The organism is Paenibacillus tundrae, from assembly GCF_030812775.1.
GTDB classification, from domain to species: Bacteria; Bacillota; Bacilli; order Paenibacillales; family Paenibacillaceae; genus Paenibacillus; species Paenibacillus tundrae_A.
Genome location: NZ_JAUSTI010000003.1, coordinates 78,252 through 93,727, shown reverse-complemented (window position 1 = coordinate 93,727; position 15,476 = coordinate 78,252). Strand labels below are relative to the sequence as shown.

The following is a 15,476-nucleotide window of genomic DNA, read 5'->3' as shown; positions in this document are numbered from 1 at the left end:
TTGGTATACCTGCAACAAAATAACCCGGACAAGGCTGCCCGGGCTAAGTTGTGGTTCTATTGTATATGAGTATGCCACCAACTGCAATTCACTGTTAAGGCCACTTAATCCAATTCAGGATATGATCCTGTGAGTCCTTATCATCGCTTCCACTGTGTACATGATCAGCAAGGCGGTTGAGGCGCTCCAACTGATAGCCATAATCATAGATCGCCGCAGCAACAATAGACAGTCGAAGCATGCCGTTCTGGTCAACATCAAACTCCGTTATCGCTTGCTCCATAAAATGATCATTGTCCAAAATAAATTGCTCCGCCTCTTCACCATTAGGCTTCAGCTTATCTTCAAATTTGAGAAGGGCATGCTCGTGAAATTTAATCAATCTCTCCAAGTGAGTATCGAAGAAACGATCTAACTCAGGGCTTCGCTGTGCTTGGAAATAGTGACGTTCAACAGAATCCAATACTTCATAACCCTTTTGCAGACTCAGTAACATCTGCTTATACACAACCATTTGGCGGGTCTGACTGAACTTCGAGCGTTTCATCTTCTTCTGTTCTTCTTCAAACAAATTGTACTTATCTGACAGGGATTTAATGGAGCCTCCCAAATTGCTCTTCTCGTCTCGGAATACAGCTTCCTTAATCTCATCTGAGATGGACGTTCGTAGCAAGAGCGACATACTGTTAAATACATTCTGAATCTGTTTCACAAACTGCACCTTCGGTTTGGGAGGGAAGACTGTAATGTTGATGAGGAAGGCTGACACGATACCAATAAGTGTTAAGAGAAACCGATTCAGTGCAAAATGCCAATCTCCCGAAGCTTCCATAATAGAAACAACGGTAACCAATGTCAGACCAACGGTTTCACCCATGTTCAGCTTAAGACAGATCATGATGACGAGCACAATAATCAACCCAACCGCTATGGGTTCATTGGACAGTACCATACCACCAAGTAGCGCAACAATGGCACCCAGTGTTGTTGTCTGCAACTGATCCAAGAAGTATTTCCATGATCGATAAATGGATGGCTGCATGGCAAAAATCGCCGCGATCGCAGCCGGCACAGGCGACTGCGGGTTAAGAAACATACTGAGGTACAGAGCAAGCGTTACCGCAATCCCTGTCTTAAGCACTCGTGCTCCGAACGACACGGCAACCCCTCCTTACCTAACCTATCTTTTCTGTAAACTGCATTATTAATCATTATTACCCCGTATTTCATTGTATTGACCTTTATATTCATGTCATATTCTCACAAGAACGATTCATTGTACCACGGAATATGTAGTCTGTGCTATTCGAAAGTACATTCATACACGCTAGTTGAAAGGATAGAAGCGATTTTGACTCCACTTTGGATGGGTTAGAACAAAAATAGACCGAACTCTGCTAAAGAGAAACGGTCTATTCATGCTATTACGCTATTCGTTGTTATTCCCTAAATAACGCAGGATACGCTCATATGTTGTCTTTATCAGTTCCTTCCCACTCACGTTTGAACTGTTCTACGAATTGCACCATATAAGCATGTCGTTCCTCCGCCAGCTCTTTACCATATGATGTATTCATAAGATCCTTCAGCTTAAACAGTTTCTCGTAAAAATGGTTAATCGTTGTGCTGCGCCCATTGCGATATTCCTCCCGTGTCATCTGTTCCCGTGGGGGAAGGGTAGGATCATACATCTGCCGTCCTCTGGAACCGCCAAATGAAAAAGCACGAGCAATCCCGATTGCTCCTAGCGCATCGAGACGATCTGCATCTTGTACAACCTGGGCCTCTAAGCTGAAGACTTCAGGACGTTGTCCACCTGCATAAGAGATCGTACTGATAATGCTCACGACCGTATCTCGTGTACTTGCCTCAAGCGGCTGTGTATCCAGCCATGCGTGAAGCTTCGCCATGCCCGCCTCCAAGCTTGTATTCAGCTTCTCATCAGGCACATCATGCAGTAACGCTGCGAGCTCCACGATAAATGGATCTGCTCCCATCCGATGAGCAATCTCTACCCCCAGAGCAGTGACCCGCTCAATATGAGACCAGTCATGGCCATCCGCATGTTCTGCTAAATCTGCCTGAACAAAGGTACGCGCGGCTTGAAGAATTCCCTCGCCAACCCGCATGCCATCGGTCTGATGGTTCATACCTGAATCCTGCAGATTGGCTGTAGATCGCTCAGAAGCATGCTCACCCATCCTACAATTCCTCGCTTTCACGCGTTTGTTCCCGTGGTACACGACGAGCCACACCTGTTTTTACCGCGGCCTCGACAATACGATTACGCATCGCCTTGACAACTTTGTCGTTAAACACACTGGGGATAATATAATAGCGAGAACGCTCTTCATCAGAGATCGCAGCAGCAATGGCCTTCGCCGCAGCTAACTTCATCTCTTCATTGATCTCTGTCGCACGGCAATCCAGCACAGCTCTGAACATACCCGGGAAGCAAAGCACATTATTGATCTGATTCGGGTAATCCGAACGTCCTGTCGCCATCACGGCTACAATATCCTCCACCTCGGCAGGCATAATTTCTGGAACAGGATTCGCCATGGCAAATACAATAGGATCTGCCGCCATCGATTGTACATCTTCCCTAGATAGCAGATTGCCTCGTGAGAGACCAATAAATACATCTGCATCACGGATAACGTCTCGTAGGGAGCCTGTCTCAAGCTCCGGATTCGTACGAGCCGCGTAATCGGTCCAGACCTCACTCTCATATGTCTGGGTGCGTACAAGAGCACCTTCACGATCTACACCAATTAGTCGACTCGCCCCTGCGGACAACAAAATATTGCTACAAGCCACGCCTGCCGCACCAATACCACATACGACGATCTTCACATCCGTAATCGACTTTCCGACCAATTTCAATGCATTGATCAATCCGGCGTATAACACAACTGCTGTGCCATGCTGGTCATCATGAAAAACAGGGATATCCAACTCCTCGTTCAAGCGGCGTTCAATTTCGAAGCACCGTGGTGAGGAAATGTCCTCCAGATTAATACCACCAAATGCCGGTGATATCGCTTTCACAGTTCGAATGATTTCCTCGGTATCCTGCGTATCTAGGCATATTGGAAAAGCATCCACACCAGCGAATTGTTTGAATAACATCGCTTTCCCTTCCATTACAGGCATTGCGGCACGCGGGCCAATATTGCCAAGACCAAGAACAGCACTTCCATCCGATACAACGGCTACAGTGTTACGCTTAATTGTTAGTGAAAAGGCTTTGCCCGGCTCATCCGCAATGGCTGAGCACACGCGAGCCACATCAGGTGTATACACACGGGACAGATCCTCCCGGTTATGAATCGGTGTTTTCGGTGTTACCTCAATCTTACCTCCCAAATGTAAGAGGAACGTTCGATCTGATACGTTAACGATGGATACGCCTTTTAGCTCGCGCACCGCGTCTATAATTTTGCTGTTATCCTGCGAATCAGTTACCGCCACAGTTAAGTCACGGACACTAACATCCTGGTTCGTTGAAATCACGTCAATGGCAATGATGTCTCCGCCAGCTTCCGAGATGGCCGATGCCACTTCGCCAAACTTGATATCCTTCGTTGTCATTTCCAGCCGAATAATAATGCTGTTGCCATCTAGATTCCTTTGATTCATTCCAATTCCTCCCAGACTGTAAGTCTTGAGTTGCATGTTACCTTTTTCTCTTCGCTGCACATGCACTCTTTTCCTTTATCTTACCCAGAAAAAGTCTAAAAGGGTTCATTGGCATCATGAATATAGCCTTGAGATCACAGACTAACCTAACCCATGCAAAAGACCACCCTACACGCCTAAACGACGTTCAAGGTGGCCTTGATAAGATGTTTATTTTTATTTACGCTCTACAGCTCTGCGCAATACACGGGTATCATACGGTTGCAGTGTGATTTGAGCTGGAACCGCTTCTCCACGAAGCAGGTCGGTATAGGACTGACCATCCAGCTGCACTTGTTTCGTCTCCGATGTATAGTTTTGCACAAACACATAATCTGCTGTTCCATCGGTTCGAGTATGAGCAGTGGTTCCTGCTGGAAGCTCTGTTTGCAATCCACGTTCAATGTTCAGATCATGAATCAATCTACCGTAGAAGTCATCATAAAATGGTGCTTTCAGACGTGCCGCCATATAATATGCCTTACCTGATCCAAGACGATTGACCGTCAGTGCAGGACGTCCTGCATAAAAGTCAGAACGATACGTAGCCAGGGATTCCGCCCCCTCCAGATGAATGAGGTCACACAGCTCAATTGCATCATACTCTGTATTCAGCTTAAGCTCATTACCCTTCTCTGGAATGATTCCGTTAAGTTCACGATCATGCAATCCATCAATCTCCTCTGACCAGATTCCCAGGGTTTTGCGCAGCGGACCTGGGAATCCACCCAAGAAGCATAGATCATTCTCGTTTACAATGCCAGACCAGTACGTTGCCACAAAGGTTCCGCCATTCTCAACATACTTCTCGATGCGCTCTCCAACGCCTTCTCTCATCAAGTAAAGCATCGGTGCAACAAGCAATTTGTATTTGGAGAGGTCTGCATCCATATCAATAACGTCTACGGCCACTCCCTTTTTCCAGAACGCTTCGTAATGCGCTTCTACCGTCTGCTCGTACTTCACACCGATATTTCGTGGTCCCTGAGAGTCATTAACAGCCCATCGATTTTCCCAATCGAAGATAATGGCTACTTCTGCTGGAACCGCTGTTCCAACAATCGCCTCCATGCCTTCAAGCGCTGTACCAACATCAGTCACATCTTGGAATACGCGTGTATGTTCTGTTCCAACATGATCTACCACTGCACCATGCAGCTTCTCACTAGAACCGCGGCTCTTTCTCCACTGGAAATACTGCACGCTGTCTGATCCGTGTGCTACAGCCTGTAATGAGGATAACAGATGCATGCCTGGACGTTTCAGCTTGCTTACTTCTTGCCAGTTCGTTGAGCTAGGTGTGCTTTCCATCAATAAGAAAGGTTGCCCACCCTTAATGGAACGAACGATGTCATGCATCATAGCGATTCTAGAAGCTTGTTTCCCATCATCTTCTGCGTCATGCCATGTCGGATAACTATCCCATGAGAGGAAATCTAGAATATCAGCAAATTTCCAGTAGTTCAACCCACCGTAAAACTCCATCAGATTGGTTGTGACCGGCAAATCCGGATTTTTAGCTTTTAGAGGTTTAGTTTCGTGAACGATAAAGTTAGCTGTCTGATCCGTTACAAAGCGGCGCCAGTCCAGATTCATGGCATGCACCTGTGTCTCACCATGTGGAGCAGGAGACTCAACTTGACTCCAATCTGTGATCGTATGACTCCAGAATGTAGTCCACCATGCATGATTAAGCTCATCGAGCGTTGTATATTTGTTCTGAACCCATTCGCGGAATGCTGCTTGACAGTAATCACAATGGCAATCTCCACCGAATTCATTGGAAATATGCCAACCAATCACTGCCGGATGATCCGAATAACGCTCAGCAAGCTTAGAGTTGATTGCAGTCACCTTTTCCCGATAAACCGGTGAAGTATAACAATGATTGTGACGGAAACCATGAAGATTACGAACACGGTTCTCAGACACACGCAGCACCTCTGGATACTTAGCAGACATCCAAGCTGGTCTCGCTCCGCTTGGTGTTGCTAGAAAAGCATAGATGCCGTTTGCCGCAAAACGATCCAATACTTGGTCAAGCCATTCGAACGTGTATACGCCCTCTTCCGGTTCAAGGGATACCCAAGAGAAAATGCCGATGGACATCACATTACATTTGGCAAGCTTCATCAAGCGAATATCCTCTTCAAGGATCTCAGGGTAACGAAGCCACTGCTCCGGATTGTAGTCTGCTCCGTGAAGCATGTGTGGTGCTTTCGAGCTTACAGGTGGAAATTTGTATGTCATAGGGAAAAACTCCTTTAATGATGTAATCTATTGTTGTGATAACGCTGTTCAAACTGTAGCTATACACTATTTAGTTATTAATGTATCTTGACCATCCGTTAATGCTGCAAACGATTCCAACTTACGTCCTTTGTAGTCAAACATCGCTAAGTTCGCCCAGTTATTCGCATGTCCAACTGACCATTCGGGTTTGCTAGGAATCCATGCCGGCTCCCAATAATAGAATCCGACACCTAAGCCACCGGGTACTTCACGAATAATCTGTAACATATCTCTCAGATAACGACGTTGACCTTCGACGGTCGCCGGGTACTCGGGCAACAGCATATCTTCCTGTCTCATAATCCACTCATGACCTTCAAGCTCTTCTAACGTCCATGGGTAAGCGGTCTCTACAACAACAATTTCTTTACCATAACGTTTCGCCAGATCATGCATATTCTCCTTCAATGCGTCGAGTGTACCATGCCACCAAGGATAATAAGAGAGACCGATGGTATCAAACTCTACACCAAGCGCTTCAAAGCGATCATAGAACTTGACGCTCTCAGCATTATCGCCACCACGATCAATGTGGATCATAATATTAATATCTGAATCGATCGATTTCACGGCAGCGATACCATACTTCACAAGGCCTGCAAAGCGTTCCCATTGTTCATCGGTATCATGTTCCTCTCCACCTACTCGACCCTCATCCCACAGCATACCAGGCGTGATCTCGTTACCTACCTGCACCATATCCGGCAAGGCATCGTGCTCCTTCAGCGTTCGTAAAACCTCTGCCGTATAGTTGCACACCGCACGTTGAAGCTCTTCATAAGACAGCTCCTCCCATGCCTTCGGCTTCCACTGGTTAGCTGGATCAGCCCAACGGTCTGAATAATGGAAATCAAGCAAAAATTGAAGCCCATGTGCCTTAATACGTTTGGCTACGGCGACTGTACGCTCTAGGTTACAGAAGCCACCAACCGGATCATTCCAGATCCGCAGTCGAATGGCGTTGGTATCATTATGTTTCAAAATAGACAACAGATCTTGCTCTTTGCCATCTACATCACTAAAACTGCCTCCATGTTGTTCGATCTCATCCATAAATGACACATCCATTCCAAGAATGAATGGTCCACTATACCGGTTATTCACACGATCAACCTCCATTGAACGAAGTAATTACGTTCTGAGCTCAGCCTTTAACTGAGCCCAGTGTCATACCTTTAACAAAGAAGCGTTGCAAGAAAGGATACACAATCAGAATCGGCGCACTACCAATGAAAATCTGTGCAGCTCTTACCGTTGTCTGAGAGATCGTTTCCAGTTCTTTCGGATTCATCGCCATCGTACTCATATCACGCTTAATAATAACGGTCTGCATGAATGTAGCCAGCGGGTAATCCTTGGCATTGTTCATATACAACAATCCGTCAAACCAGGAATTCCAGTGAAATACCATGCTGAACAACGCAATGGTTGCAATCGACGGCATGGAGATCGGCAGGAAGATACTGAACAATGTTCTAAAATGGTTCGCTCCGTCCATCAGTGCTGCTTCCTCCAGCTCTTTTGGAATACCACGGAAGAAGTTCAGCATCAAGATGACAAGGAATGTGTTTACTGCACCTGGGAGAACCAACACCCAGAAGGAATCCATCAATCCGATCTTTTGGATAACCATATAGAATGGAACCAGTCCACCATTAAAAATCATACTGAATACAAAAATCCAGGAGTAGATCGTTCTACCTTTGAACTCACTGTTTTCTTTGGACAACGGATAGGCTGCCAAGAACGTAATCAGCAAGGTAATCGCTGTACCAATCACGGTACGGAGCAGTGAAATCCAGAGAGAGTTCAAGAAAATAGGATTATTCATGGTCTTTTTGTAAGCTTCAAGCGAGAAACCTACTGGCCAGAGACTGACCAGGTTGGCATCTGCAGCAGCTTTATTACTGAAGGAGACGGCCAGTACGTGAATCATTGGGACGATACACATGATGGCAACTAATAGTAGAAAGCAGATATTGATAACGTTAAACACGCGATATGATCTCGTTTTATGATACATCGTATTCCCTTCTTTCTTTGTTCATTCGATTAGAATATGCGGTATCCGGCATACTTCTTGGCTAAGCTGTACGATACGAGGATCAGCACCATACTGATAACGGATTTAAACAATCCAATCGCAGTAGCGAAGCCCATCTCTCCATTTTCCAGTGCCGAGCGATATACGAATGTATCGATGATGTCCCCTGTTTGATACACGAGCGGGTTGTACAAGTTGAAAATTTGGTCGAAACCGGCATTCAATACATTTCCCAGTGCCAGTGTTCCAACAACCATCAGCATCGGTACGAGAGACGGAACAGTGATATGAAGGGTTTGCTTCCAACGATTCGCTCCGTCAATCTCAGCTGCTTCATATAACGCCGGGTTAATACCGGCAAGTGCAGCCAGAAAGACAATCATGTTATAACCGAATTCCTTCCACACATCCGTTAGAATGATCGTTGGTCGGAACAAGCTGTTATCGCCTAGGAAGAAGTATGGCCCTAGGCCAAAGTTCCCCAGCACTCGGTTCACCAATCCTCCAGTTGACAACAAGTCTAACAAAATTCCGCCCAGGATAACCCAAGACAAGAAGTGGGGCAGATATACCAACGTTTGAATGGTTCGCTGAATAGCCATCTTACGAACCTCGTTCAACAGGATTGCAAAGACAAACGGTACACATAAGTTAAAGATCAGTTTAAGCACAGCAATGATTAATGTATTCCAGATAACTTGCAAGCTGTCCTCACGTTCAAACAAGTATCTAAAGTTGTCCAATCCGACCCAATCGGAGCCGCTAATTCCAAGCCATGGCTTATAGTTCTGAAATGCCATAACGATCCCGCCCATAGGCACATAACTGAAGATGATCAGAAAGATGATGGCTGGCAGCAGCATTACGTGGAATGGCCAAGTACGTTTCAAAGTTCTCATGATTGCTCCCCCTGTAGTTCTTCCTACTCAAGTACTCCCTGAGTGGCTTATAATGCGATTATATCAAGCTTTTGAGGCACTCAAACAGCGCATAAAAGCAATATAAATGGCACAAAAGCAACTACTTTAGAACCATACAATGCTTCATTTGTCTTGGAACCAACTTCCATGAATGACGTCTTCATGTCCTCTTAAAAATACAAAAAAACGCGCAGACTACAAGTAGCCTGCGCGCCGGTTAAAACCCTATTTTCTTACACCTTCATACCACTCGTTAACCTCTTGAGTGATCTGATCTCCACCCCCGGCTTTCCACGTTTGAACAAACGTATCGAACGAATCTACCGGATTTTTGCCATAGATAATTTCATTGAAAGTTTGATTCTCAATTTTGTTGAGGTAATCCAATTTGGATTTCATTGTCGCTGTCGTCGGACCTGTAAACATGTTTTTGAATGAGATGTCTTCCTGTGCAAGCAACACTTTAGCTGCTGCTGGCGTTTCTATACCATAGTTCGCGGCAACATCTTTTTCAAGCTTGGTTTCTGGCTCTTTTCCATCGGCCAGATTCATCAAGGCTTTCATCTGTGCATCTGGAATACGTGCGCCATCACGCACGAGCAAGTAACGTACTACGTTGACATACCCGCCTGAAATATCTTCATACCTTTTTTGTTTTCCGTTTGCATCTAATTCATAGTCATAGCCCTCAAAGAGACCATTATCATACTCACTGCCTGGTTCTGGATTAGCATAATTGTCAAACAGGTAGTTTTGGTAAGTGAAGAATGCTTCTGGATGCTGCATATCTTTCTTAATCAGCGTAACACCGTTAACGAATTGCGTACCATGACGCATTGCTTTTCCTTCAGGGCCTACCGGGATTTCAATTGGCTTCCACACAGCGCTAGATACGTTCTTCACTGTATCAGCCAATGGCCAGCCGCTCATCCAATAAGGACCAGGGATAATACCTGCTGTACCTGCAACTGCTGGTTCTGCAGTTTTGTTCTCATCCCATAGTGCTGCTTCTTGAGGAATGTAACCTTTAGTCAACCATTCATTCAATTTAACAAGACCTTGTTTCATGCCTGGGTTAATTGAACCATACTCCAGCTTGCCATCTGCTCCCACATTCCATTGGGAAGGAAGGGTACCGTATGCACCGAAGACCCAAGATGGATCTCCCATCCATGTGTTCATGGACGTTTTAAATCCGATACTGAGTGGAGTTACTTTATCCGGAGCCAAACCGTCTGGGTTTTTGTTTTTGAACGCTTCCATAACCACTTCCAGCTCGTCAATCGTTTTTGGTGCTTCAAGGTTCAGCTTGTCCAACCAGTCTTGACGAATCCAGAGCAGGTAATCATTGTTGTATGCATAGTCGAGTACCGGAATTCCCATTCTCTTGCCGTCACGACTATATTGATTCCATACGTTTGGATCTTGAGCCATAGCTTCTTTCCATGTGTCCGAAGCATATTTGTCGAACAACGGTCCTACTTCCTGATACATGCCGGAGTCGATCAAATCTTGAGCAACCAGGTTATCTGGTTGGCCAATGGTTACGATGTCAGGCATTTCTTGACCTGAAGACATCGCAAGACGCAGTTTAGTTGCAAACGCACTGTTTGTATCCGTTACAGACCAAAGTGACTTAATGTTAATACCGAATTTGTCCTTAGCCCACTTGGTCGCTACGTTATTTTCCATAGATTCGCCATTTTTGAATTTCAGTTCAGGGTCAATCCCCCATGCAGTTGTAATGGTTACCTCTGGGTCATACTTTTCTTTGTATTCATTCTGAACACCAGATGTACTTGGTGCTGCACTCTCCTCCGCACTGCCTCCTGAACATCCTGCAAGAACGACAGTCAGACTCAGCGTTGTAGCGAGAAGCGACAAAAATTTCTTTTTCGTTGATTGCGCTCTCATGTTGTTCCCCCTTCAATCGTTTTGGTTACCCTTTCATTATAGGCTGGCCAGGCCTTTGTTCCTATGATACGAAATCAAGATTTCTGCACCTTTGCCAACCTATATTCTGGAATCATGTTGTAATTACGACTGATCTCGATACTCATTTGGGGTCATCCCGTAATGTTTTTTAAACATTTTGCTGAAATATTGCGGATTTTGGTACCCAAGCTCACTCGTAATCTCGTATATCTTTTTATTCGTATTTTTGAGCAGATACAATGCACGCTCCATCCGCATGCGAATCATATAGTCCCCTAGACCCTCTCCTGTTTCTGCCTTATAGATTTTGGATAGGTATACTGGATGCAAGTACACTTTGTCCGCAATCATCTTCACAGATAACTCTTGCCCTGTTTCACGGGTTACTAGCTCTTGGACTTGTTTAATAACATGTCTTCGGCTCTGTGTTCCTTCTTGATCGGACAACTCTTCTTGGAGCTTGGTTAACATTTCTGTTGCCCAGCGGCGCAGCTTCTCAGGTGATTGAATCAACTGATGTGCCAAGAGCAAGTCAAAGCCGGCATGATCAATCTCGTGTACAAGATGTCCCTGTTTATGTGCAATATACATAAATGCATTCGTTACGGATAAATACAACTCATAGACATGTTCTCGTGACAATCGCACACGCTCTGCCTCATCAAATACTGCATCAAGTTTCCGTGCAGCTGCCTCCCACTGTTTGGTTTCCAGCAATTGAGGCAGAACTGGCGGTTTGTATAACTCATCCAATGCTTGCGTATCGTTGTCGGAGCGCTTGGTCGTGTTGGAATCCAGATACTGAATCATATTGTCTTCGGGCCCCGTAAGCACAAGTGAGCCTAATCCCCGACGATAAGCGGTCGTTAATTCTTCAAAAGGGAACGGCTGCGTTACGACCATGGAGATATCTCCCTGCAAATATCGAATGACATGCTCCCGGAAGGTAGCGGTTGGTTTCTTAATCTCGTCCAGAGTCATCGCTTCGGCTCCGTTTAAGTTCTGATGCTGTATCAACATGACTAGGCACTCATGAGGGCCATGACCAAACCAAACATTATACTGTGAACCAAACACCTCTTCCGCGATATTTCCCACTGCAAAATCCATCAAGTCTAACGATTGTTGATCCATACTTGAGAATCGACCGGCAAGGCGAATTAACATCATAACAGCTGGTTGTTCTGGTTCCATTTGAATTTCGTACTGCTGTAACTGTTCACCGAGTGCCCGAGCTGTAATCTCACGGCCTAACAGTAGATCATGCATCAAGTTTTCGCGCAAAATTTTGTAATCGGACTTCCTGCTATACAATAAGCGGTGATATTTATCGAATTCATCCCATTCATCGCGAAGTGACGTGATCGCTGCGGATACGGATGCCATGAATTCATCATCGTTAACTGGTTTGAGTATATAATCGGCAGCCTGCAACTGAATCGCCTTTTTCGCATATTCAAAATCACTATGACCTGTTAACAAAATACAACGGATATGCGACCAACGGGTACTGACTTCTGCAACAAGATCCAGTCCCGACATGCCTGGCATACGAATATCTGTCACTACGATATCTACTGCATTTTCTTCCATAATCTCTAATGCTTCCTTTGCAGAAGCAGCTCGAAATACTGTCGTTACTCCAAGCTCACCCCAAGGGATCGTCAGTTCCAGACTTTCTGTTACATACGTCTCATCATCCACCAATAAAATATCAATCAATTTGCACACTCCTCATCTTCAACGCTGCATTTCTTTGCTCTCATTGCACATCCTCATAGTCATACATCACATCTGTTCTTCATCCATCGGCGCCTGTAATTCTGCAATTTGCTCTTCACCCACAGGCCATCTTAACGTCACTCGCAATCCGCCAAGCTGAGATTCCTCAATATGAATACCTGCCTTCTCACCATATCTCAACTGCAAACGCTGGTTCACATTCCACAGGCCACAGCCCATTTCCTGATCCATCGTTCCTCTGAGTTTTAACAGCAGGGCTTCTCGCCCTTCTGCATTCATCCCCTGACCATCATCCTCGACCTGAAGGATCATCATCCCATCGCGGCATTCACCCGTGACCTTGATCTCTCCCGCTTCAGCATCTGCCTCAATCCCATGAATCACCGCGTTCTCTACTAATGGCTGAACAATCAGTGGTGGGACTTCCTGCAGCAATATGTCTTCGGATAAATCAATGGTGTAGTGAATGCGATCCATACGCATCTTCTGAATTTCTAAGTAACAATTCACGAATTCGATTTCTTCTGTAAGTGGTACGACATCCCGTTCCTGTCTCGTTGTATAACGATAATATCTAGACAAATTATGTGACATCGCCACGACGGCATCCACCCGTTTGAGTTTAGCCATACTCGTAATAAACGAGAAGCAATTATAGAAGAAATGTGGATTAATCTGTGACTGTAGCTGCTTCAGTCTAGCTTCACGCACATGAATTCGTTCCAAATACACATGTTCAAATAACTGCTGAATCTGATCTACCATTGAATTGAACCGTTCGGACAGGAAGCTAAATTCATTACGTCCTTTAGGCTGAATACGAACAGAATAATCCTCCTGCTTCAAACGCTGGAACCCACGAATGAGCTGCTTGACCGGTACCTGTACCTGAACATATAACATATACGCTGCTAGAAAACTCATTAGAAATAAGCAGAGCATTGAGGAATAAAACAATAGATTCGATTGATGGATCGGCTTCAAAATCGCAGACAGCGGCATATAATCTACCAGATACCAACCCGTTGTGCTTGATTTCACCGTGTTGACCATATAAGGCTCCCCATCAATAACAACAGTTCGATTGTCCACATCCTTCAGCTGATGAATCGATAACTGATTGATAAGTTGGCCGATTAGCGTTCGATCCGAGGTACGATTATAGATCACCCCTGCATCTTCGCGATAATAGAAGGGGTCATGCCTTCCGTCATCTTTAAACTTGTCTAACATGTCACGGATGTTGCTGCTATCAAACTCCAGTTTAATAATCGTTTCCGCATTCACTGCCGGGTCACTAATCCCATAGGGAGATACCGTAATCCAGCTGAACATGAAGCGATCATCCTCTCCTGCTACGCCAGCAATTCGGCGTACGTCCCAGCCCGAAGAGATTGAATTCTGTAAGGACAGCTTGTCATATAAGCGGGCGTCCCGTTCAGATACAACCCTGCCCAGGGAAGGTGAGTATAAATACAATTTGGTCTCCCAGTTAGAGGAGCTCTCCTGAATGCTTAACTTATTCTGGATTCGTTTTACCAGATTGATGGTATCCAGATCAAAATACGAGCTATCTACAAAGATCCGTCGAAAGCTAGCAATATCGGGATCATGAATGAGCAGATTCGGCCAAGATGATAACAATTCAATATGTGTATTCACCTGATTTTGAAAGAACTCAAGCTGATTGCTGTTTGAGCGATTGAGCTCATCCCGAAGCACAGCTGTTGTTTTGTGATTGGAATACCAATAGAGCAATACGACAGGAATTAACATAATTAAAATCAAAATAACCATCTTGGAAAATAGGTTTGTCCGATATGACATGTTTTCATCTCACCTTGTCTCAAATTGTCAGTGACATCTATTTTAGCTATACATGCTATAAACATAAATAATTATTTTCGTATTCTCACCTGATCCATTTTTACATCATCGCTATATTACACCCTTCTTAATATACAAGCAGAGTAACTCACCCTCCATCGTAAGCGTTTCCAAGCCTAAGGTACAGGTCACAAATTCAATATTTCTGCACTAATTCTAGCTATATAATCCAAAAAAGCCGGCTTTCGCCGACCCTTCTTAATCCATTGTAATTGAAATTATGTATGTACTCTATGCTGCTAGGGCATCTCATAATCAAATACAATATTCTGCCCTTCAATCCCAATATCAAGTACAATATCATGAAGTTTGCCTTGAAAAGGGAGTGGTGAACTTGCTAGACCGGAAAATGCAAGCTGACCCGCAAAAGTACCACGGGGTTCAATCTCTATGCGTACAGGCTTTAGCTCAACCGAGTTTAAAGATTCATAGAGTGGATCGTCTTGATTCCTGTAACTACGTGCAAGATCAGGTTTGACCATAGCAACTACGAGTTGTCCACTGTAGTTTTTGATGATTAGATAACAGCTCGCTAAGGTATCGCCATCTTCAACTACATCGTACATGCACGAACTTTGGTTTTGTACATAAGAAACGGTATTGGTTCCCGTTGCATTCCATTTGACGACGTACATGACTTTATCCGTGATGAAGGAATAGCTGAGAACAATGACCAAGACCATTAACCATAGCTTGCTGGCAAGTCGTGGGAACGATGATCCCAACACTTTTCGTGTAATGAAATAACTACAGACCAGCATACCCAGACCTATAAAAAGCGTGATATGAACACCTCTAACATATGTCGTTGTATAAGGTAACAATCCCACTTTACTCAATATCGTATCGCCTACCGAGAAGCCTAGATGATGGTTGAAGGTAAAAATGATCGAAAATAGCAAAAAAATGATTGAGAACGTGAGTTTCGCCCTCGACACACAAACACCCCCTAATCAACCACCTGATTATATCAT

Annotated in this window: 11 protein-coding genes; all 11 read right to left on the bottom strand. The window is 44.8% G+C overall.

Annotated features, from left to right (window positions below; genetic code table 11):
• Positions 1-94 precede the first annotated feature (94 nt).
• On the bottom strand, positions 95-1,159 hold the full coding sequence (locus tag J2T19_RS06220) for an FUSC family protein (RefSeq protein WP_145046141.1): 1,065 nt from the start codon (positions 1,157-1,159) through the stop codon (positions 95-97).
• A 307-nt stretch (positions 1,160-1,466) separates the two neighbouring features.
• Positions 1,467-2,129: an HD domain-containing protein gene (locus J2T19_RS06215; RefSeq protein ID WP_307214569.1), complete on the bottom strand. Its 663-nt coding sequence runs from the start codon at positions 2,127-2,129 to the stop codon at positions 1,467-1,469.
• A 73-nt stretch (positions 2,130-2,202) separates the two neighbouring features.
• A complete protein-coding gene (locus J2T19_RS06210; RefSeq protein ID WP_307214158.1) occupies positions 2,203-3,642 on the bottom strand; it encodes an NAD-dependent malic enzyme in 1,440 nt (479 codons plus the stop codon).
• Between the two features lie 216 nt (positions 3,643-3,858).
• On the bottom strand, positions 3,859-5,931 hold the full coding sequence (locus J2T19_RS06205; protein WP_307214157.1) for a beta-galactosidase: 2,073 nt from the start codon (positions 5,929-5,931) through the stop codon (positions 3,859-3,861).
• Positions 5,932-5,997: 66 nt separating this feature from the next.
• Positions 5,998-7,077, bottom strand: coding sequence for a glycoside hydrolase family 53 protein (locus tag J2T19_RS06200; RefSeq protein ID WP_307214156.1), 1,080 nt, complete (start codon positions 7,075-7,077; stop codon positions 5,998-6,000).
• A gap of 40 nt (positions 7,078-7,117) precedes the next feature.
• Positions 7,118-7,996, bottom strand: a complete 879-nt coding sequence (locus J2T19_RS06195; protein ID WP_128101311.1) for a carbohydrate ABC transporter permease — start codon at positions 7,994-7,996, stop codon at positions 7,118-7,120.
• A gap of 29 nt (positions 7,997-8,025) precedes the next feature.
• Positions 8,026-8,916, bottom strand: coding sequence for an ABC transporter permease (locus J2T19_RS06190; RefSeq protein ID WP_307214155.1), 891 nt, complete (start codon positions 8,914-8,916; stop codon positions 8,026-8,028).
• Between the two features lie 246 nt (positions 8,917-9,162).
• Positions 9,163-10,851, bottom strand: a complete 1,689-nt coding sequence (locus tag J2T19_RS06185) for a type 2 periplasmic-binding domain-containing protein (RefSeq protein WP_307214154.1) — start codon at positions 10,849-10,851, stop codon at positions 9,163-9,165.
• 123 nt (positions 10,852-10,974) lie between these two features.
• A complete protein-coding gene (locus J2T19_RS06180; RefSeq protein WP_307214153.1) occupies positions 10,975-12,594 on the bottom strand; it encodes a response regulator in 1,620 nt (539 codons plus the stop codon).
• Between the two features lie 66 nt (positions 12,595-12,660).
• Positions 12,661-14,442, bottom strand: a complete 1,782-nt coding sequence (locus J2T19_RS06175) for a sensor histidine kinase (RefSeq protein WP_307214152.1) — start codon at positions 14,440-14,442, stop codon at positions 12,661-12,663.
• A 299-nt stretch (positions 14,443-14,741) separates the two neighbouring features.
• Positions 14,742-15,440 carry a hypothetical protein gene (locus J2T19_RS06170; protein ID WP_307214151.1) on the bottom strand — a complete coding sequence of 233 codons (699 nt, stop codon included), beginning with the start codon at positions 15,438-15,440 and terminating at the stop codon, positions 14,742-14,744.
• Positions 15,441-15,476 lie beyond the last annotated feature (36 nt).

Excerpts from the sequence above, each read along its gene's own strand:
- J2T19_RS06190 (WP_307214155.1), bottom strand. The coding sequence starts at position 8,916 with ATGAGAACTTTGAAACGTACTTGGCCATTCCACGTAATGCTGCTGCCA.
- J2T19_RS06205 (WP_307214157.1), bottom strand. The coding sequence starts at position 5,931 with ATGACATACAAATTTCCACCTGTAAGCTCGAAAGCACCACACATGCTT.
- J2T19_RS06215 (WP_307214569.1), bottom strand. The coding sequence starts at position 2,129 with ATGCGGGTTGGCGAGGGAATTCTTCAAGCCGCGCGTACCTTTGTTCAG.
- J2T19_RS06195 (WP_128101311.1), bottom strand. The coding sequence starts at position 7,996 with ATGTATCATAAAACGAGATCATATCGCGTGTTTAACGTTATCAATATC.
- J2T19_RS06175 (WP_307214152.1), bottom strand. The coding sequence starts at position 14,442 with ATGTCATATCGGACAAACCTATTTTCCAAGATGGTTATTTTGATTTTA.
- J2T19_RS06210 (WP_307214158.1), bottom strand. The coding sequence starts at position 3,642 with ATGAATCAAAGGAATCTAGATGGCAACAGCATTATTATTCGGCTGGAA.
- J2T19_RS06185 (WP_307214154.1), bottom strand. The coding sequence starts at position 10,851 with ATGAGAGCGCAATCAACGAAAAAGAAATTTTTGTCGCTTCTCGCTACA.